Origin of the sequence: Salinispora pacifica DSM 45544, from assembly GCF_000378845.1 — a bacterium.
Classification (GTDB): domain Bacteria; phylum Actinomycetota; class Actinomycetes; order Mycobacteriales; family Micromonosporaceae; genus Micromonospora; species Micromonospora pacifica.
Window position 1 is genome coordinate 344,160 of sequence record NZ_KB905359.1, and the last position, 18,692, is coordinate 362,851.

An 18,692-nucleotide genomic window follows, 5' to 3' on the forward strand; every position below is an offset into this window, starting at 1 on the left:
TTCGGCGCAGTGAGGAGAGCGGCGATGTCGGATCGTCCGCCCCACCCGGACCGGGGGGAGCCGACCGGACGGGAGAGCGCGACGGTGCCGGAGCCGGACGGTTCCGGTCACCGGTCGGCTCCGGACCCGCAGCGGCGCAACGCCGCGTACGACATGTTCGCTGCCGATGTCGCCTCGCGTACGCTCGGTATCGAGCTGGTTGAGGCGGCGGCGGGGGCGGCGGTGGCCCGGATGCGGGTAACCGGGGCGATGGTCAACGGTCACGGCATCGCCCACGGCGGCTATCTGTTCCTGCTCGCTGACACCGCGTTCGCGTTGGCCGGTAACAGTCACGGACCGGTGACAGTAGCGGCCGGCGGTGACATCATCTTCGTCCGACCGGCGCGCGAGGGGGATCTGCTGCTTGCCCACGCCGTCGAACGCCTCCGCTACGGCCGCAGCGGGATCTACGACGTCACCGTCACCCGAACCGACGGTGCGGTGATCGCCGAGTTTCGTGGTCGTAGCCGAGTCCTGAACGGGGACTGAGTCGGTTCGGTACGAGCTGAGGGGTTCCGCCCCACCGGCAGGCGGCGGGAGCGAAACCCCTCGGGTCCGAGGTGCTCGGATGCTGTTATCCGGCGCAGTCAGGCACGTCGCCGGAGCAGTTGTTCGGCCGGTTCTTGGCCACCACGGTGCCGGTGGCGGTGTTGAGGTTCACCGTGCCGCCGGCTTCGTTGAAGATCCCGCCGCCGTCCTCGGCGGAGATGTTCTTGATGACCTTGGTGGTGAACAGGCTGATGGTGCCGTCGCTGTCGTTGAAGATTCCGCCACCCGCCTCGTCCGCAAGATTGCTGACGATTTCGTTCTTGCGCAGCACGACCTGGCCGTCGTTGTGTATTCCGCCACCCTCCCCAAGGGAGATGTTGTTCTTGATCAGAGTCTTTTCGGCCACCAGCGTGGAATCGGAGAAGATGGCTAGTCCCGCGCCCTCGAAGGAGGTGTTCTTCACGATCTTCACCTGCTGTAGCGTGGCTTGCGCCTCGCCGAGGACGATTCCGCCACCGTCATCGGCGCCGGAGTTGCCGACGACTTCCGAGTGGGTGAGCCGGAGGATCCCGGAGTCGATGCTCAGTCCGCCGGCAATTTCCGCCATGTTGTCGTTCACCACGCTCTTGTGCACCAGCGCGGTGCCATCCTCGCCTACGTCAATGCCGCCACCGACATCCCCGGCGGCGTTGAGGTTGATCTCTGTTTCGGCCACCCTGAGGTGGCCGTTGCTCTGGATGCCACCACCCTCCTGGGCTCGATTGAGGGTGAATGTGGAGCCCTTGACCCTGGTGGTGCCGTTGTTGGCGATGCCGCCGCCGTTGTCCTCGGCGATGTTGCGGGTGATGGTGCTGTGTTTGACGGTCAACTCTCCGCCCTGGTTGACGAGGACGCCCCCGCCGTCCTCCTCGGCCACACCGCCAGTGATCTTCAGTTTGTTGAGGGTGAGGTTGCCGCCGGTGTCGACGCTGAGGATTCTGAATTGATCGGCGGCGGTGGAGCGTTCGATGGTGGTGTGCTTGCTGCCGTTGAGGGTGATTGGGGTGGTGATCACGGGAAGGCCGTTGCCTTCGATGTTGGTGGTGAGCAGGTAGGTGCAGTTCTTGGCGAGGTCGAGGACGCCGCCGCCACGGGCGTTGGCGAGGGTGATCGCGGCGATGAGTTTGTCCGCGCTGCAGGGGACGGGGGTGCCCTTGGCTTTCTCCTCCTTGCCTGCCCTGCCGTCGCTCTTGCCCGCCCCGCGATGCCCGTCGGCGGAGGGGCGGTCGTCGGCGGGGAGGGTGCGCCCGATGGCGGCGGCGGCCGGGGTGGCGGCGGCGGCGGTCAAAGCCAGGCCCGCTACCCCGGCCAGCCCGAGGGTCCACCATCGCCCCCTCGTCCGGCCCTCACCTGGTGGGTTCGGTTCGTGGTTGTGGTCGTGGTGCGGATGGTTCATCGCGGTCTCGGTGTCCTTCCCGTCGCGGACAAGCAGCAGGTCACCCCGGGTGGTAGGGCCGGGTGCTGCTCCTCGACTACCAGGTGGGCGGTAGCAGCCATCCTCGAGCTAAACCGACATATCTCCCAAACAGCTATAAATACGAAAAGCTCTCCCTAAACGGGGTAGTAGTGTCGCCCTGGTTGCCCGTGGGCCGTTGGGACGGGCGCTCGACGATGCCGACTGCCGGCCGGTCGCCCGCCGGCGCTGTGTTCCGTAATGTGAGGTAAAGAGGTGATTTATTCACGTTGTCAAGCCTGCTCTCTCTTTGGTCCGTACCGTGACGTTCGGTGACGACCACGTGGTCGGTGCCCTACCGTCCGGAATCGTCCGGTCGGCTCAGGTGCGAGGGGAAGGCAGGAGAGCACGATGTCCACGTATCACGACAGCCAGCGACCGCCGCGGGGCCGGCGCCGGCCCCGACGGCTGCTCGCCGGCGGATTGGTGGCCAGCGGCCTGGTCGTCGGAGCGGCGGGGTTGGCCGGCACGGCCGCGGCGCACGAGCGACCGCACGGCAGCGAGAACGCCTCCGTGGCCCAGGGGGACTCCGCCGGTGAACTCGGCGGAGAGTCCCTCGGGACGCCGGTGCCCTGTGACAGCGCCCAGCTGATCGCCGCGTTGGTCCGGGTCAACGCCGAGGGCGGTGGGGTGCTGCGGCTCGCGCCGAGGTGCACCTACACGCTCACCGATGCCTTCCACCAGCCCGACCTGTACGACGGCGGCATCCGGGACGCGCGGGAGGCGGCGGACGCGGCCGAGAACCCGGGTGCGGCCGAGAAGCCGCCGCGTAACCCCGCCGACGACAAGGCAGGATTGCCGGTCATCTACCACCCGGTCACCATCGAGGGTGACCAGGCCACGATCGAGCGCGCGCAGGATGCCGAAGTGTTCCGCTTCTTCACTGTCCGTGACGCCGGTGAGCTAACCCTGCGTAACGTTCGGCTCGTCGGCGGTCACTCCGACGCCGAGGGAGGTGCCGTCCACGTGGTGCACGGCGCATCGGCGTTGATCGAGCAGGTGACGGCGATGAACAACACCTCGTCCTCGGCGGAGGGCGGCGGGGGAGCCCTGTTCAACGACGGCAACATGGTCGTTCGGGACAGCACGCTCATCAACAACCACGCCCTCGGAGCGGCGGGCAAGGGCGGGGGGCTGCTCAACAACGGGGTGCTGGCCCTGCACTCTTCGACCTTCACGGGTAACAGCGCCACCGCCTACGGTGGTGGGCTGGGCAACTACCAGGCCGCGGCGGAGGTGCACACGAGCACCTTCGAGCAGAACTCGGCGGCGCAGGGTGGGGGTCTGGCGAGCTTCTCGGCCCGTACCCGCGTCTCCGACTCGACCGTCGTCGGCAACCAGGCGGGAACCGGGGGCGGGATCGCGAACTCGGACGCGCTGATCTTCCTGCGGGGAATGGAGATCCGGGACAACCTCGCCACCGGCAACGGTGGTGGCCTCTCCACCTCCCAGGGCCTCGTACCGCTGGATGACAGCGTGGTGGCGGGCAACACGGCACACGGCTCGGGCGGCGGCATTCACGCGGCCAAGTCGAACCTGTTGGTCCGGGACAGTACGGTCCGGGGCAACCGCGCCGTCAAAGCGAAGTCCACCGGCGGTGGGATCACGGTCAGCATGGGGCGGGTCGCGCTCTACCGCAGTCAGGTAACCGGGAACCAGTCAACGCTGCCCGCCGGCGGCCTGCTGGTGGACAAGGCACAGGCGACGCTGGACTCGCAGACCGTGGTCGGGGAGAACCAGCAGACCAACTGTCTGGGTAGCACCGGCCCGGTGCTGAACTGCTTCCGGTAACACCACCCGCGATCAGATGGGTATCCGACCGCACCGGGGACGGCAGCGCCGTCCCCGGTGCGGTCGGACATCCGTCGGCCGGTGTCGCCGGGCCCGCGCCGTTAGGCGCCCGAGCCGCTCTCGGTCGGCAGCGCACCCGCTGGCTCGGGTGCCTTGGCCAGCGCCTTCGCCTGCTGTGGCCAGGTCGGCAGGCTCGCCGCGCCACGCAGGCCGGCGGCGCGAATCATCTCCCGCAGCGCCGGCTCGTCCAACTCGGCGAGTTGCCGGTAGCTGCGGATGCCGGCGGCGTGGAGCGCAGCGGCCATCTTCGGCCCAACACCCTGGATTCGACGGAAGTCGTCCCTGGTCTCCGGCTCCGATCCGGACTCAGCGGCAACCGGGGCCTGATCCGCCGGCTCGGCGTCGGGCGCCGCCGGGTGTGGGACGACCACCGGGGGCGCCGTCGGGTCGGCGTCGGCTGGCTCCTCGGCCTGCCTGCTGTCGGCCGCCGGGGCCTGCTCCGGGGCCGCTGGCGCCAGGTCGACCTGCTCCGACGCCAACGCCGGTTCTGGTGCCGACGCTGACGTGGGTTCTGACGCCGACGCCGGTTCTGGTGCCGGCGCTGATGTGGGCTCTGGCGTCGCAGCAGCCGAGGTTGGAGCCGCTTCGGTCGCGCTGGGAGCGTTGGTGTTGGGGTCGCGGTCGGTGGAGGTGGGGGCGGGCGCTCCTTCGGCGGCCCTCGTCGCGGGTGCCGGCGTGCCATCCCCAGTGGTGCCACCACCCCGCGCGGCTTTCCGCCGGCCGCGGACCACCCAGCCGGCGGCGGCGCCCACTAGCAGGGCCACGACAATCAACGGCCAGTCCGACCACGCCACGGCAGACCTCCCCTTTTCGATTAGCGAGTTAGTCGAGAAAGCTCGCCGCAGCTTGCCACATTCCCGGTGCGGTACGACAGTATGGCCTGTTAACACAGCTCGTAGCCGGACCGGATCGCACCCACGGTGTTCATAGCACGACTCAACGTCGCCGAAAGGGTCGGCGGGGGGTGTGGCCGGACCCCGGGCCGGGTCCGGCCATTGTGGTCAGTCCTCCTCCTCGCCCCGGTAGCTGTAGAAGTCATCGACAAACCGACGGGCGAGCCGCGGCACCCGGCTGGTGATGCCGAAGTAACCACGGGCCCCGAGCAGGGCGAGCCGCCCGACGACCGGCTTGTACATGGGGTCGTCGCCGCTGGTGCCGCTGCGGTTCAACGAATCCGCCACCCGCGCGAAGCCGTACGGCAGCATGGCCGCCTCGTAGTCGGCTACCGCCTGCAACAGCGTCTTCTCCCCGGCGGCGGTGTGGCACAACTGCCGGGTCAGTAGGGCGGCATCCCGCAGGGCGGTGTTCGCGCCCACCCCGCGCCCCGGCGTCATCGTGTGGATGGCGTCGCCCAGCAGGGTGACAGTGCTGCTCTTCCAGGGCGGAACCGGCTCGCTGGTGGAGACCTTGACCGGCAGGGCACTGGCCGGGTCGGCGAGGTTCAGCAGCTGGCGCAGGTGCGGGTGCCAGTTGCGGGTCAGGCCGAGCGCAGTGTGGATCAGCTCCTCGCCGCGTTGGCGCATGATGTCCGGCGGGAACCGCCGGGCGGTGCTCCAGACCACCAGGTTCACGTTGTCGCGGGTGGTGTCGTGCGCCCGGCCGGGCCAGCGGTTCAACAGCGCCACATCGGCCGGATCGAGGCCGTCCTTGAGGGCGCCCGAGCGGTCCCACGGAAACTCCATGACGTGCAGAACACCCATCACCCCACCGTTGCCGAAGATGAGCGAGATGCCCTTCTCGATCCGCTCCGGCAGCAGCGCCCGTACCTCCTCGGTGAACGGGATCCGGGTGGCGATGTTGATGGTGCCCGCGTTTCGGGTGACGGCGTGTGGCAGGTACTGGCGTCGGACCGCCGAGTGGGTGCCGTCGGCGCCCACCAGCAGGTCGCCGGTGGCGCTGTCCCCGTCCGCGAAGTACGCGGTGACGCTGCCGTCATCGCGTTGCTCGAAGTGGGTGAGGGCCTTGTCGAAGTGGACCACGTCCTCCAATTCGGTGAGCAGCACCTGGCGCAGGGTCATCCGGGCGACGGATCGCTCGGTGTTCACCACGTCGGTCTCCGGTCGTAGCGGAAAGGACGCGGTCTGCCGGAGCCGTTGGGTGATGACGTTGAAGTAGCGGGGGGACTTGGCGCAGGTGGCCAGGTAGGTGTGGAAAAGTTCGGACGGCAGGCACTCGCGCAGCGCCCGGCTGCCAGTTGGTCCGATGCCGACCCGGTAGCCGAGTAGGCCATCGCCTCGGGTGCGGTACCGCTCATAGACGGTCACGGCGATTCCGGCCTGGCGCAGTCCCTGCGCCAGGCAGAGCCCACCGGTCCCCGCCCCGATGATCAGAACGTGTGGTTGGTCGCGGGACACGTGGGCGTCAGCCCGCCACGTGGGGCGCGGCGGCAGCCGTGGAGTCCCAACGGTAGAAGCAGCCGGCGATGGCGTCGCGCGGTGAGCGCCAGGTCGGCAGGTATGGGGAGGTGTGCGCGGAGAGTCGTTCGTTGACCTGCCGGTAGAGCGGATGGTTCCGGGCGCCGGCCAGGGTGTCCGGGTCTACGTCGGCGGTCTCCATCAGGTGGACGCACAGGTCATGCAGGCAGTACAGGGAGCGGTGCCGGACGCCGGTGAGGCTGGGTAACTCGGTGGCGTCGGACTCGGCGAAGATCTGGGCCACCCGTCCCTCCGCGCCGGGGACGATCCTGCTGACGATCAGTAGTCGGCTCATTTTGGGATTCCTTCCGCCGTGGTGCCCCGTGCGGCCGGTCCGGGGCGCGTGCCGTTGTCCACGCTGCCGAGTCCCCTGTCACCTGCCCGTCACATCCAGGTCGGTTCTGGTGACGCGGGGGGTCGGCGGCTGCCGGCGTCCGTGGGGGTCACGGCTGGCCTGCCGGATCGGCCGGAGCGTCTCGTCGAGTAGGGCGGTCATCGCGGCGGACGGCTCCAGCCGTAGCTCCCGACGCAGCAGGTCGCGGTAGACGTAGAACGCGTGCACCGCCTCGAAGGCGTTGCCCTCGGCGAGGTGGATGCGGACCACCAGGCGGTGGGGTGTCTCGCGGAGCGGCTCGGCGGCCAGCGCTTCCAACGCCGCTTCGAGCGCCTCACCGTGCCGGCCCGCTGTCAGATAGTGGTCGGCCAGCTCCTCGAGCATGTGGAGCCGCAGCTGGCGTAGCCGCTCCCGTTCGGCCAACACCCAGTCGTCGTACCAGCCGGGCAGCAGGTCGTGGCGGCCTTTCGCGAGTACGGCCGCGGCGGTGTTCGGGTCGTCCCCGTCGCGGACCCGGGCGGCCATGCCGACCAGGGCGTCCACGTCAACCTGGACTGCGGGCCCGAGCCGGAGGGTGTCCCCACTGGTGCGCAGCGGGCAGTAGGGGTCCTGGCGTAACCGCCACAGGGCGGTGCGGAGCGAGGAGAGGGCGCGCTCCTCCGGGGTGTCTGGCCAGAGCAGCCCGGCGAGGTGGCTGCGGGTGGTGCCGGGGCGCAGGCCGACCAGCGCGAGTACGCGTTGCAGCCCGCGCGGTACGACCACCGGGGCGTCGCTGTGCAACAGCCGGAACCCGCCCAGCAGGTGCAGCCGGATCGGAGTGCCCGGACGGTCCCCGGCGGTCGGCATGGACGGACCAGCGGCCATGGCGGACCCCCTGCGGAATGTTCCTCGGTTGTGTCCCCCGGCGCGGCTGCCCGTGACCCCACGGGTCGGGGTAGCTGGTCCCGCGGCACGGCATCGGGTCACGGCCACCGGGTTAACCGTGACGGAGATTATCAATCTAGTCACGCACCGTCAACATCCCGATCGGTGTGTAACTGCTATGAAACGCGCTCTGAACTGGGGATAGGCCACTATGTGCAGGTTGCATGTCACAGCTCCTACACAGTCAGCGTCAACGCAACGTCACCAAACTCTGGGCCGGGGACGGCTCCGGTGACGCGCCGGTGACGGTGGCGCGGCCATGGTGCGCATAGTCATCCGGCTTTTCGGCGTACGGCGCCGCCGGCGTCCGCAGCCGTTAGGGGAGGTTCATCGATGGAGCGTTCGTTGATCGTCGCGAAGGTCGACCCGAGCGCGGAGGAGCGGATCGCCGAGATCTTCGCCGAGTCCGACGCGACCGAGTTGCCTCGCCTGGCCGGGGTCCAGCACCGGTCGCTGTACCGGCTGCAAGACCTGTATCTACACCTCCTGGAAACGGAGTTGCCGGGGGAGACGGCGGTCGCCGAGGCCCGCCATCACCCGGAGTTCGTCCGGGTCAGTGAGCGGCTGCGTCCGTACGTCTCGCCGTACCTGCCGACCTGGCGGGAGCCGCGAGACGCGATGGCCCGGTGCGTGTACCGGTTCGACGCTCCCGGAGACCGGCCATGAACCCGACCACGCCCCGGGGCGGGCAGCTCTGGTCCCGCTGCGGCGGCTGCGCCAGCCTGCTGTACCGCAAACGGCTGCGGCGGAACCTGGACGTGTGCCCGGAGTGCGGCGCGCACTCCCGGCTCGACGCGCCGGCCCGCCTGGCGCAGCTGGTGGACCCCGGGTCGTTTACCGCGCTCGCCGACCAGGCGCCGGAGGTGGATCCGATCGGCTTCGTCGACGTGCTCCCCTACCCCCATCGGCTCACCGCCGCGCGCAGTGGCACCGGGCTGGCCGAGGCGGTTGTCTGCGGTACCGCCACGGTGACCGGGAGCCGTTGCGTGATCGCCGTGATGGACTTCCGCTTCCTCGGCGGCAGCCTCGGGTGTGCGGTCGGCGAGCTGATCACCCGGGCCGCCGAGCGTGCCCTCGCCGACCGGGTTCCGCTGGTGGTGGTAACCGCCTCCGGCGGAGCGCGGATGCAGGAAGGGGTGCTGTCGCTGATGCAGATGGCGACGGTCAGCCAGGCCGTCGCCGCGTTGCGCGAGTCCGGGGTGCCGAGCGTCAGTGTGCTCACCGACCCCACGTACGGCGGGGTGGCCGCCTCGTTCGCCACCAACACCGACGTGGTGGTCGCCGAGAGCGGTGCCCGGATGGGCTTCGCCGGTCCTCGGGTGATTCGCCAGGTGACCGGCCGGGAGCTGCCCGACGGGTTCCAGACCGCCGAGTTTCTGCTGCGGCACGGCCAGGTTGATCTGGTGGTACCCCGGCACGCCCTGCGCGGTTGCCTCGCCACGCTGCTAGCTGCCGCATCCGGCGGGCGTGAACCGGTGGGTGCCGGGCCCGAACCGGAGGGTCCACCCGTGAGCAGCCCGCCGACGCAGGGCGCGGACGAGCGGGACGCCTGGGAGACGGTCCGGCTGGCCCGGCACCCGGGTCGCCCGACCACCCTGGACTATCTGGAGACGGCCTTCGACAGCTTCGTCGAGCTGCACGGTGACCGGCTGGGCGCGGACTGCCCGGCGGTCGTCGGCGGGCTGGCCGAACTGGCCGGCCGGCCGGTCCTGGTGGTCGGCCACCAGAAGGGCCACACGACCGCCGATCTGATGTCCCGCAACTTCGGAATGGCGAGCCCGGCCGGGCACCGGAAGGCGCTCCGGCTGGTCCGGCTGGCCGCGCGGTGGGGGCTGCCCGTCGTCACCCTCGTGGACACCCCGGGCGCTGACCCGGGAGTGGGCGCGGAGGAGCAGGGCCAGGCTGCGGCGATCGCGGAGAACATCCTGACCCTGACGATGCTGCCGACCCCGGTCGTCGCGGTGATCACCGGCGAGGGCGGCAGCGGTGGTGCGCTGGCGCTCGCGGTCGCCGACCGGGTGCTGATGCTGGAACACGCCGTCTACTCGGTGATCAGCCCCGAGGGGTGTGCTGCGATTCTCTGGCCAGACCGGTCCGCGGCCCCGCAGGCGGCCCGCGCACTACGGCTGACCAGCGCCGACCTCCGTCGGCTCGGGGTGGTGGACGGGGTGGTGCCGGAACCGGCGCCGGCCGCGCACCACGACCCACCGGCCGCCATGCAGGCGGTGCGGGAGGCGGTGCTGGCGCACCTGGTGCCGTTGCTCGACGTGCCCACCGCGACCCTGGTTCGCCGCCGAAGGCGGCGGTTCCGTCGGTTCGGTGCCGCCGGCCTCGGAGCCAGGGCGGGTGCCCGATGAGCGCCGACCTGGCGCCGGCCGGCGTCACGATCCTCAACGGTGACGCGGCGGCGGACCTGGAACCACGGTCCGGCGGGGCCCTCGACGCCACGGCGGCCGCGGTATCCAACGTTCCGGCGGACGTCGCGCTGACCGACCTGCGCCGTCAGGCCCGGGAACTCCTCGCCGAGTTGGCCGGGCCGATCCGGCGGATCCGGCTGGGCAACGGCGACGCGATCCTGGAGGTGGAGTGGCACGCGGTGGGTGACATCGGACAACCTCCCCCGCAACCGGTCCTCGCCGCGCCGCCGGTCGTCCCCCCGCAACCGCTTCTCGCCGCGCCGCCGGTCGTCCCCCCGCAACCAGCAGCCGTACCCGTCGCTCGGCACACGGTGCGGTCACCGATCGTCGGGACCTTCTACCGGGCGCCGGAGCCCGGCGCGGCGCCGTTCGTCGCCGTCGGCGACCGGGTCCACCCCGGCCAGGTCGTCGGCATCGTCGAGGCGATGAAGCTGATGAATGAGGTGACCGCCGATCGGGCCGGGCGTATCGCCGAGGTCCTCGTCGACGACGGTCAACCGGTGGAGTACGACCAGCCGCTGCTCGCGGTGGATCCGGTCTGAGGCGGGTGGGCTGATGTTCGGCAAGGTACTCATCGCCAATCGGGGCGAGATCGCGCTGCGCGTGCTGCGCGCCTGCCGCGAGTTGGGCATCCGTACCGCGGTGGTCTACTCCACGGCGGACGCCGACTCGACCGCGGTGCGGCTCGCCGACGAGGCGGTCCTGATCGGACCGGCGGCGAGCCGCCGCAGTTACCTGAACCCCGCGGCCATCGTCGAGGCCGCCCGCCTGGTGGGGGCGCAGGCGGTGCACCCCGGCTACGGCTTCCTCTCCGAGGACGCCGACTTCGCCGAGATCTGCGCCGACAACGGTCTCGCCTTCGTGGGTCCGCCGCCGCAGGTGATGGCCGCGCTGGCGGACAAGTCGTCCGCTCGGGCGCTGATGAGCCGCGCCGGCCTGCCGCTGCCACCGGGCAGCATCGCACCGGTGCCGACCGCCGCCGACGCCGCCCGGGTCGCCGCCGAGGTCGGCTATCCGGTGATCGTGAAAGCCGCCGCCGGGGGTGGTGGGCGGGGGATGACCGTCGTCCCCACACCGGCCGAGCTGCCGCGGGCGTACGCCCGAACCCGGGCCGCCGCCCAGGTGGCCTTCGGCGACGACCGGGTGTACGTCGAGCGGTACCTCGGCAACGCCCGGCACGTCGAGGTGCAGGTGCTCTGCGACAGCCACGGCAACGGAGTGCACCTGGGGACCCGGGACTGCTCGGTGCAGCGCCGACACCAGAAGCTCGTCGAGGAGGCGCCCGCCCCGGCCCTGTCCACGACCGCCCTGGAAGCGATCGCCGACAGCGCGTTACGCGGCGCGCTGGAGGTCGGCTTCACCGGCGCCGGGACGGTGGAGTTCCTGGTTGACCCGGCGGAACAGTTCCACTTCCTGGAGATCAATTGTCGGATCCAGGTGGAGCACCCGGTCACCGAGATGGTCACCGGAATCGACCTGGTGCACGAGCAGCTGCACCTGGCCGCCGGCGGGACGCTGCGGTGGCGGCAGGAGGAGATCGTGCCACACGGGGTGGCGGTCGAGTGCCGGGTCAACGTCGAGGATCCCGACCGGAACTTCGTACCGACTCCCGGTCGGCTGGAGCGGTTCGTCCCCCCGGGTGGCCCCTTCACCCGGGTTGACACCCACGGGTATCCCGGCTACGTCGTCGGCCCCCACTACGACTCGCTCCTGGCCAAGGTGGCGGTCTGGGCCCCGGACCGGGAGTTGGCCCTGAACCGGCTGGAACGTGCGCTCGGCGAGTTCGACGTCGCCGGCCCCGGCGTCCACACCACCATCCCGTTCGTCCGGCGGGTGCTCGACGACGCCGGATTCCGTAAGGGCCGCCACTGCACCGGTCTGGTCGAGACGCTACTCGCTGACCTGCCCACCCAATCGAGGAGGAACGCATGACCGTCACCGACGGCCGCCCACTGGCCGCCGACATCACCGACATCCTGGTAGCCCACTGCGGGCTCAACCCCGACGACGCCGCCCGCACCCCGGCCGCCTCGCTGGAGGAGCTGGGCATGGACTCGCTCGCCCTGCTTGAGCTCTCCGCTGTGGTCGCCGACCGCTGGCAGGTGCGCATCCCCGAGGAGACCGGGCAGCTCAGCATCGCGGGCGTCGCGGATCTGGTCGCCCGCCGCGTCGAGCCGGCCGGGCACACCGAGAACGAGATCCTGATCGCCGCCCCCCTACCGCTGGTCTGGAAGGTCACCAACGACGTCGCCGGTTGGCCCGACCTGTTCACCGAGTACGCGGTGGCCGAGATCCTGCAGCAGGAGGGGAACACCGTCCGGTTCCGGCTCACCATGCACCCCGACGAGAACGGGATCGCCTGGAGCTGGGTCAGCGAGCGCACGGCCGACCCGGAGGGGCGGGAGGTCCACGCGCAGCGGGTGGAGCCGGGGCCGTTCGAGTACATGCGGATCCACTGGCGCTACGTCGAGGAGGCCGGTGGTACCCGGATGATCTGGACGCAGGACTTCGCCATGAAGCCCACCGCCCCGTTGAACAACGCCGAGATGACCGACCGGATCAACGCCAACAGCGCGGTGCAGCTCGCGGTGATCAAGGAGAAGATCGAGCGGCGGGCCGCGCAGGAGACGGGAGCCGGGGATGAGTGAGCGGGAGCCCGGGGTGGTGGCCGCGGCGGACGTGGCCGCCGACACCCGCCGCGGCGGTGAGCTGCGGGTGCTGCTCGGCCCGCGTACCGTCGGCAGCACCTCGGGGTTCATGGGTGTGGCGACGCTGCGACCGGGGGAGCGGATCGCCGAGCACTACCACCCCTACAGCGAGGAGTTCCTCTACGTCGCCCGGGGTGCGATCACCGTTGACCTGGACGACGCGCCGGTCTCGCTGGCAACCGGCGAGGCGCTCTTCGTACCGATCAATGTCCGGCATCGGCTGCGCAACACCGGGACTGTGGACGCCGAGGTCGTGTTCCACCTCGGTCCGCTCGCCCCGCGCCCCGAGCTGGGCCACGTCGACACCGAACTCGTCACGCAACGAGGTGGGTCATGAGCGCGAAGATCGGAGTGGCACCGTGACCGGGCGCCGCTCGGTGGTGACCGGCGTCGGGGTGGTCGCGCCGGGTGGCGCCACTCGGGACAGGTTCTGGAAGACGATCACCGAGGGGCGTACGGCGACCCGGCGGATCTCCTTCTTCGACCCGTCGCCGTTCCGGTCGCGAATCGCCGCCGAGTGCGACTTCGAGCCGGTTGCCGCCGGCCTCAGCATTCCCGAACAGCGGCGTGCTGACCGATACGTGCAGTTCGCGCTTGCCTGCGCGGCCGAGGCCGTCGTTGACGCCGGCCTGGAATTCACCGACGCGCTCCGGGAACACACCGGCGTGGTCCTGGGCACCGCCGTCGGCGGGACGATGGCGCTGGAACAGGAGTACGTCACGGTCAGCGACGGCGGCCGGAACTGGCTGGTTGACGCCGCCCGGGGTGGCCCGTACCTGTACCAGGCGTTGGTGCCGAGCAGCCTCGCCGCCGACGTGGCCTGCCGGTACGGGCTGCACGGCCCGGTTCAGGTGGTCTCCACCGGCTGTACGTCCGGCATCGACGCGATCGGCTACGCCCATCAGCTCATCGTTGACGGCGAGGCCGACGTGGTGCTGACCGGTGCCGCTGACTCGCCGATCTCCCCGGTTACCGTCGCCTCGTTCGACGCTATCCAGGCCACCAGCCCCGACAACGACGACCCGGAGCACGCCTCCCGCCCGTTCGACGCCGACCGGCACGGCTTCGTCCTCGCCGAGGGCGCCGCGGTGTTGGTGTTGGAGGAGGAGGAGCGGGCTCGGCGGCGGGGCGCGCACATCTACTGCGAGGTCGCCGGGTACGCCAGCCGCAGCAACGGCTACCACATGACCGGGCTCCGTCCGGATGGGCTGGAGATGGGGCTCGCCATCACCGACGCGCTGGGCCAGGGGCGGATCCGGGCCGACCAGGTCTCCTACATCAGTGCCCATGGCTCCGGAACCCGACAGAACGATCGGCATGAGACCGCCGCGTTCAAACGGGCGCTCGGCGAGGTCGCGTACCGGGTGCCGATCAGTTCGATCAAATCGATGGTGGGGCACTCGCTCGGTGCGATCGGTTCGATCGAGATGGCCGCCTGCGCGCTGGCCATCGAGTTCGGCGTGGTACCGCCGACGGCGAACTGGGCGACCCGCGACCCGGAGTGCGACCTGGACTATGTGCCGAACGAGGCGCGGGAGCTGCCGGTAGACGTGGCGTTGTCGGTCGGCAGTGGATTCGGCGGCTTCCAGTCGGCGATGGTGTTTCGGCGGTTGTCGGCGGTGACGTCGTGACCGCGCGGGCGGTGGTGACCGGGATCGGGGTGGTCGCGCCGAGCGGTGTCGGCGTGGACGCGCACTGGCAGACGGTGCGTACCGGAACCCGCCGCACCGGGCCGATCACCCTGTTCGATCCCTCCAGCTACCCGACCCGCTTCGGCGGTGAGGTGTCGGGATTCGACGCCGCCGGCTATGCCGACAACCGCCGGCTGGTGCAGACCGACCGGTGGACGCACCTCGGGTTCGCCGCCACCCGCCTGGCCCTGGCCGACGCGGGGCTGCCGCTGCGGGCCCCGGACCCGTACGGCTACGCGGTCGCCCTGGCCAGTTCGTCCGGGGGGAACCTGTTCGGGCAGCGGGAGCTGCAACGGTTGTGGGGCGGGTCCACCCGGACGGTCGGGGCGTACCAGTCGATCGCCTGGTTCTACGCCGCCAGCGTCGGTCAGCTCTCGATCCACCACCAGTTCAAGGGGCCGTGCGGGGTGTTGGTGTCCGAGACCGCCGGCGGGTTGGACAGCCTGGCGCATGCCGCCCGGGCGGTCCGCCGGGGGACCCCGGTGGTGATAGCGGGGGCGACCGAGTGCCCGTTGAGCCCGTACGCGCTCGCCTGTCAGCTCGCCTCCGGGATGCTCAGCGAGGGGGCGGACCCGGAGCGGGCGTACCGACCGTTCGATGCGGCGGCGAGGGGCTACCTGCCGGCCGAGGGGGGTGCGGTTTTCGTCGTGGAGGAGTTGGGCCATGCCCTGGCCCGAGGGGCCCGGATCTACGGTGAGGTGATGGGGTGGGGCGCCACCCACGACGGCGCGCACACCACCACGGACACGGCGGGCGACCCGGTGCAGTACGCCCGGGCGATGCGGCTGGCGCTGGACCGGGCCGGGGTCGGCGCGGACGCGGTCGACGTGGTGGTGCCCGACGCGTTGGGGGTGCCGCGCTACGACCGCAGTGAGGCGATCGCGTTGCGCGCTGTCTTTGGCGACCGGCTGCCCCCGGTCACCACGCAGAAGTCGCTGACCGGGCGGGCTCACCAGGGGGGAGCCGCCTTGGACGTGGCGACCGCGTTGCTCGCCTTCGCCCATGACACGTTGCCCGCGTCCGCCGGGCCAGACGAGGTCGCGCCCGGGTGCGAGCTGGACTTCCTGCGGGAGCAGCGACAGCCGGTGAACCGGTTGTCGCTGGTCTGTGCCCGCGGTTTCGACGGGTTCAACAGTGCGCTGGTCCTGCTGGGGGCGGCGCCCAGTGACGGCGGTGAGCAGTGACCGAACTGGACGAACGGAATGCCTCGGCCCGGCCTGGCGCCGGTATGGCCGGAGGGCGGGTGGTGTTTTTGGTGCGGGTGCCAGCGGAACGGACGGAGGCGTTCCTGGCCGCGTACGAGGCGGTGCGCCACCTCGTCGCAGACGGGGTGCCGGGACACCGGGTTGATCAGGTGTGTCGGTCGGCGGCGGACCCGGAGCAGTGGTTGATCACCAGCGAGTGGGCGAGTCTGGCGGACTTCGAGGCGTGGGAGCGAAGCCCGGAGCACCGCGACCTGGTTCGCCCGATGCGGGAGTGCTTCACCGATGCCCGTTCCCTGCGCTTCCACATTCTTGCCCAGACTCCCACCCTACCCTGACGGCATCGCGGTCAGCCCGCACTCTGGCGGGTGCGGGATGCCCGGCCGGCATCGGCCTTGACACCTCGCGTTGGCGGTGCGAGTCACCGGTCGACGCGTGGCCCGACGCGATGGTCCGTCGCACCGACGGGCAGGGCGGGCGCCAGCGTCACGGCAGGGTCGCGGCGTCCGCCCCTCGATGGTCCACGCGTACCCCCTTGGGCTCTACCCCCTGCCGGACGGCTCCCAGCTCGTGACGATCGAGACCTACCCCCGCGAGTTGACCCGAACCACCCGTCGGTACGGCTGCACGTCGGGCCACCCCTCGGCAGCGGAGGTAGGCCGAATTGCGAACAACCCGGCCAGAATGGTGGCCGGAACCGCGCGCGGTGGCGGGGTGATGTTGTCGGAAATCGCTAGCGGCAGCCGTTACCCGGCGTATTTTGGGCAATAGGTGTGGAGGAATGTATGTCCTATTTGCTCATGCGGTATCCCCGCATGAGCGCGATCGGCGGGGAAGACCGTCGTGGGCGCAGGCGCATCATGCGTTCGGGGCGTTGAGGTTCCTCCTAACGCATGCAGGGTCACCCGTTGGTTTTGGTGCGGGAGGCACGCGCGCGATCTTGCACGGCGAAGTGGTTGCCGGCAATCCGGCCAGCCGCTTTTTTTGATCTATCCTTTCGCACCTGTCAGCGGCTCTGGAGTCTGCCGTAGGGTCGGCCGCAGCATCTCAGTGGAACCCCTCAAGGGCAGGAATGCCCTTATTTGTGCTGGGCGGTGAACGGCAGTGAATGGGAACCCCTCGTCCCGCGATTCCGATGTGACCGATCCCGACTGGGTAGACGATTTTCTGTTTACCGGCAATCCGGCCGACGTCTGCTTCCGGCTCCCCGACCCGGTTGACCGGGGCACGTTACACCGGCTGGTCACCGAGGCGCAGACCCGCCTCCGCGCTGCTGGACTGCGCCCCGGGGGCGCCGTCGCGCTACGGCTGCCGCCGTCCCTGGCGTACGTGGTGCACCTGCTCGCCACCTGGCGGAGCGGTGCCCAGGCCATCCTGCTGGACCATCGACTCACCGACCACGAGGTCGACCGCGCACTACGGCGGCTCACCCCGCAGGCGGTTGTGGCGCCGGTCCACACCGGTGGCGGCGCACTACGAGTCTTCGTCGAGGTCACCGAGGGGGTCACTCCGTACGGCGACCGCCCAGCCGCTACCGCCCACGCGGTGATCCAACTCAGCTCCGGCTCCACCGGACCCGCCAAGGTTATCGGTCGGACCGCCGCTGACCTGGTCGCTGAGGTGCGTCGCTACACCCAGCTCGACGGTGTGGCCCTACCCGGCGAACGACTTATCCTGCTGCCGTCCATGGTGCATGTGCTCGGCCTCGTCGGTGGTCTGCTCTACGGGCTGCACGCCGGCGTCGAACTGGTCCCACCAGAACGACTCAGCGGCGCGGCGGTGCTCGATGCGATCGGCGCAGCCGACAGCCCGGCCACCGTCCTCGGCGTGCCATTCCATATCGGACTTCTGGCCGCGACCCAGCTCGACCGGCCACTACCGATGTTCGCCCGGATGATCACCGGTGGGGAACTGGTTCCGGCCAGCACGGTCCACTCCTTCACCGATCGGTTCGGTGTGCCGCTGGGCAACATGTATGGGATGACCGAGGTTGGCGTCATCGGCACCGACCTGCATGGACAACATCGGCCGGGGATCATCCCCGCCCCCGGTATCGATGTTCGTGCGGTCGCTGGCGAGCTGCGGGTGAGCTGTCCCGCCTCCCCGTACCTCGGCCACACCGACCCGTCTCGCTGGTCCGAAGGCTGGCTACACACCCGGGACGCGGGCACCGTGGACCCGGACAGCGGCCTGGTGACCATCCGCGGCCGGCTCGACTCCCAGGTCTCGGTCGGCGGGATGAAGGTCGACCTCACCGAGGTGGAGAACACGGTCGCCGAGCTACCGGGGGTCGCCGCCGCGGTGGTGGTCTGGGATGACGGCATCACCGCGTACGTGCAGCCGGTGGGCACGCTAGCCGAGGAGACCCTGGATCAGCAGCTCGCCGAGCGGTTGGCCAGCTACAAGCAGCCCCGCACCCTGCGGCTGCTCGAACAGCTTCCCCGCACGACCACCGGCAAGCTGGTCCGCTCGGTGGAGACGCTGCGGACGGCGGGGACGTCGTGACCGGGCCGCTCCGCCTCCCCGACGACCACCATCTCCGCTTCGCCGCCGACCACCGCTACCGCCAGCAGCAGCGTCCCGGGGCAGTGGGGATGGCCGACCCAGACATCGGTGACAGCCGGCACCGGGCGCATCCGTCCGGGGCCGGGGACCGGCATCCGCCGGCGCGGACCGCCAGCGCGCAGACCGAGGCCGAGCGCCTTGCCGACGGCCTCCTTCGCGGTCCACAACCGCAGGAAGTCCCGACTGCGGCCCGGTTCGGGGCGGGCGGCGAGCCAAGCCACCTCGGCCGGGCTGTACCAGCGGCGGGCCAGGCCCAGCGCGGGCAACTGGCGGCACCGCTCGACGTCCACCCCCACCGGCCCGCCGGTCCGCACGGCGACCACGGTCACGCCACCGCCGCGGCTCACACTCGCCGGCACGACGAGCTGGTCACCCGGGCCGGTGTCCCGGGTGACCAGTGCAGCCGCGCCGGGCCGGTGGGTCACCACGAGGTCCGCCTCCGGACAGCCCAGCACCTCAGCAGCCGCCTGCCGCAGCAGCCGCTCGGCTGAGGCCGGCTGATCGCCAGTACCCCGACCGATCCACACGAAAACGGTGTCCCGACCGGACACCGGTGACAGGTTCAC

General features: G+C 70.7%; 18 protein-coding genes. 12 read left to right on the forward strand and 6 right to left on the reverse strand.

The window, feature by feature from the left end; all coding sequences use genetic code 11:
- Window positions 1-24 precede the first annotated feature (24 nt).
- Complete coding sequence (gene paaI, locus SALPAC3_RS0101475; protein ID WP_018219495.1) at window positions 25-528, forward strand: hydroxyphenylacetyl-CoA thioesterase PaaI; 504 nt, start codon at window positions 25-27, stop codon at window positions 526-528.
- Window positions 529-613: 85 nt separating this feature from the next.
- Here paaI and SALPAC3_RS0101480 read toward each other — a convergent pair whose 3' ends face one another.
- Complete coding sequence (locus SALPAC3_RS0101480) at window positions 614-1,963, reverse strand: hypothetical protein (RefSeq protein WP_018219496.1); 1,350 nt, start codon at window positions 1,961-1,963, stop codon at window positions 614-616.
- 408 nt (window positions 1,964-2,371) lie between these two features.
- Between SALPAC3_RS0101480 and SALPAC3_RS0101485 the strand changes: the two genes are divergently transcribed.
- Window positions 2,372-3,811 carry a right-handed parallel beta-helix repeat-containing protein gene (locus tag SALPAC3_RS0101485; RefSeq protein ID WP_018219497.1) on the forward strand — a complete coding sequence of 480 codons (1,440 nt, stop codon included), beginning with the start codon at window positions 2,372-2,374 and terminating at the stop codon, window positions 3,809-3,811.
- A 101-nt stretch (window positions 3,812-3,912) separates the two neighbouring features.
- On the opposite strand, the gene SALPAC3_RS0101490 is transcribed toward SALPAC3_RS0101485, so the two are convergent.
- The 4 genes from SALPAC3_RS0101490 to SALPAC3_RS0101505 form a co-directional block, all read right to left on the reverse strand.
- Window positions 3,913-4,665 (reverse strand): helix-hairpin-helix domain-containing protein, encoded by a 753-nt coding sequence (locus SALPAC3_RS0101490; protein ID WP_026185140.1) that lies wholly within the window; start codon window positions 4,663-4,665, stop codon window positions 3,913-3,915.
- A gap of 207 nt (window positions 4,666-4,872) precedes the next feature.
- Entirely contained in the window at window positions 4,873-6,225 is a 1,353-nt protein-coding gene (locus tag SALPAC3_RS0101495) for an FAD-dependent oxidoreductase (RefSeq protein ID WP_018219499.1), read from the reverse strand.
- Window positions 6,226-6,232: 7 nt separating this feature from the next.
- Entirely contained in the window at window positions 6,233-6,580 is a 348-nt protein-coding gene (locus tag SALPAC3_RS0101500) for a TcmI family type II polyketide cyclase (protein WP_018219500.1), read from the reverse strand.
- Between the two features lie 78 nt (window positions 6,581-6,658).
- The gene (locus tag SALPAC3_RS0101505; RefSeq protein WP_018219501.1) at window positions 6,659-7,483 is read right to left on the reverse strand and encodes an AfsR/SARP family transcriptional regulator; all 825 of its coding nucleotides are present in this window, start codon (window positions 7,481-7,483) and stop codon (window positions 6,659-6,661) included.
- A gap of 393 nt (window positions 7,484-7,876) precedes the next feature.
- Here SALPAC3_RS0101505 and SALPAC3_RS0101515 point away from each other — a divergent pair, with 393 nt between their 5' ends.
- From SALPAC3_RS0101515 to SALPAC3_RS0101560, 10 genes are all read left to right on the forward strand, one after another.
- On the forward strand, window positions 7,877-8,209 hold the full coding sequence (locus SALPAC3_RS0101515) for a TcmI family type II polyketide cyclase (RefSeq protein ID WP_018219502.1): 333 nt from the start codon (window positions 7,877-7,879) through the stop codon (window positions 8,207-8,209).
- Window positions 8,206-9,900 carry an acetyl-CoA carboxylase carboxyltransferase subunit alpha gene (locus SALPAC3_RS0101520; RefSeq protein ID WP_018219503.1) on the forward strand — a complete coding sequence of 565 codons (1,695 nt, stop codon included), beginning with the start codon at window positions 8,206-8,208 and terminating at the stop codon, window positions 9,898-9,900. Before SALPAC3_RS0101515 ends, SALPAC3_RS0101520 begins: the two co-directional genes overlap by 4 nt.
- Entirely contained in the window at window positions 9,897-10,502 is a 606-nt protein-coding gene (accB, locus tag SALPAC3_RS0101525) for an acetyl-CoA carboxylase biotin carboxyl carrier protein (RefSeq protein ID WP_018219504.1), read from the forward strand. Before SALPAC3_RS0101520 ends, accB begins: the two co-directional genes overlap by 4 nt.
- Before the next feature lie 13 nt (window positions 10,503-10,515).
- The gene (locus SALPAC3_RS0101530; RefSeq protein WP_018219505.1) at window positions 10,516-11,892 is read left to right on the forward strand and encodes an acetyl-CoA carboxylase biotin carboxylase subunit; all 1,377 of its coding nucleotides are present in this window, start codon (window positions 10,516-10,518) and stop codon (window positions 11,890-11,892) included.
- Window positions 11,889-12,608 (forward strand): SRPBCC family protein, encoded by a 720-nt coding sequence (locus tag SALPAC3_RS0101535; RefSeq protein WP_018219506.1) that lies wholly within the window; start codon window positions 11,889-11,891, stop codon window positions 12,606-12,608. Before SALPAC3_RS0101530 ends, SALPAC3_RS0101535 begins: the two co-directional genes overlap by 4 nt.
- Complete coding sequence (locus SALPAC3_RS0101540) at window positions 12,601-13,005, forward strand: cupin domain-containing protein (protein ID WP_018219507.1); 405 nt, start codon at window positions 12,601-12,603, stop codon at window positions 13,003-13,005. The genes SALPAC3_RS0101535 and SALPAC3_RS0101540 overlap by 8 nt, the downstream gene beginning before the upstream one ends.
- A 22-nt stretch (window positions 13,006-13,027) precedes the next feature.
- On the forward strand, window positions 13,028-14,299 hold the full coding sequence (locus SALPAC3_RS0101545; RefSeq protein ID WP_018219508.1) for a beta-ketoacyl-[acyl-carrier-protein] synthase family protein: 1,272 nt from the start codon (window positions 13,028-13,030) through the stop codon (window positions 14,297-14,299).
- Window positions 14,296-15,543, forward strand: a complete 1,248-nt coding sequence (locus SALPAC3_RS0101550; RefSeq protein ID WP_018219509.1) for a beta-ketoacyl synthase N-terminal-like domain-containing protein — start codon at window positions 14,296-14,298, stop codon at window positions 15,541-15,543. Before SALPAC3_RS0101545 ends, SALPAC3_RS0101550 begins: the two co-directional genes overlap by 4 nt.
- Window positions 15,540-15,899 carry an antibiotic biosynthesis monooxygenase family protein gene (locus SALPAC3_RS0101555; protein ID WP_018219510.1) on the forward strand — a complete coding sequence of 120 codons (360 nt, stop codon included), beginning with the start codon at window positions 15,540-15,542 and terminating at the stop codon, window positions 15,897-15,899. The genes SALPAC3_RS0101550 and SALPAC3_RS0101555 overlap by 4 nt, the downstream gene beginning before the upstream one ends.
- A 766-nt stretch (window positions 15,900-16,665) precedes the next feature.
- Complete coding sequence (locus tag SALPAC3_RS0101560) at window positions 16,666-18,066, forward strand: class I adenylate-forming enzyme family protein (RefSeq protein WP_018219511.1); 1,401 nt, start codon at window positions 16,666-16,668, stop codon at window positions 18,064-18,066.
- On the opposite strand, the gene SALPAC3_RS26490 is transcribed toward SALPAC3_RS0101560, so the two are convergent.
- Entirely contained in the window at window positions 17,961-18,692 is a 732-nt protein-coding gene (locus tag SALPAC3_RS26490) for a 4'-phosphopantetheinyl transferase family protein (RefSeq protein ID WP_080635102.1), read from the reverse strand. The two genes, SALPAC3_RS0101560 and SALPAC3_RS26490, sit on opposite strands and share 106 nt — an antisense overlap.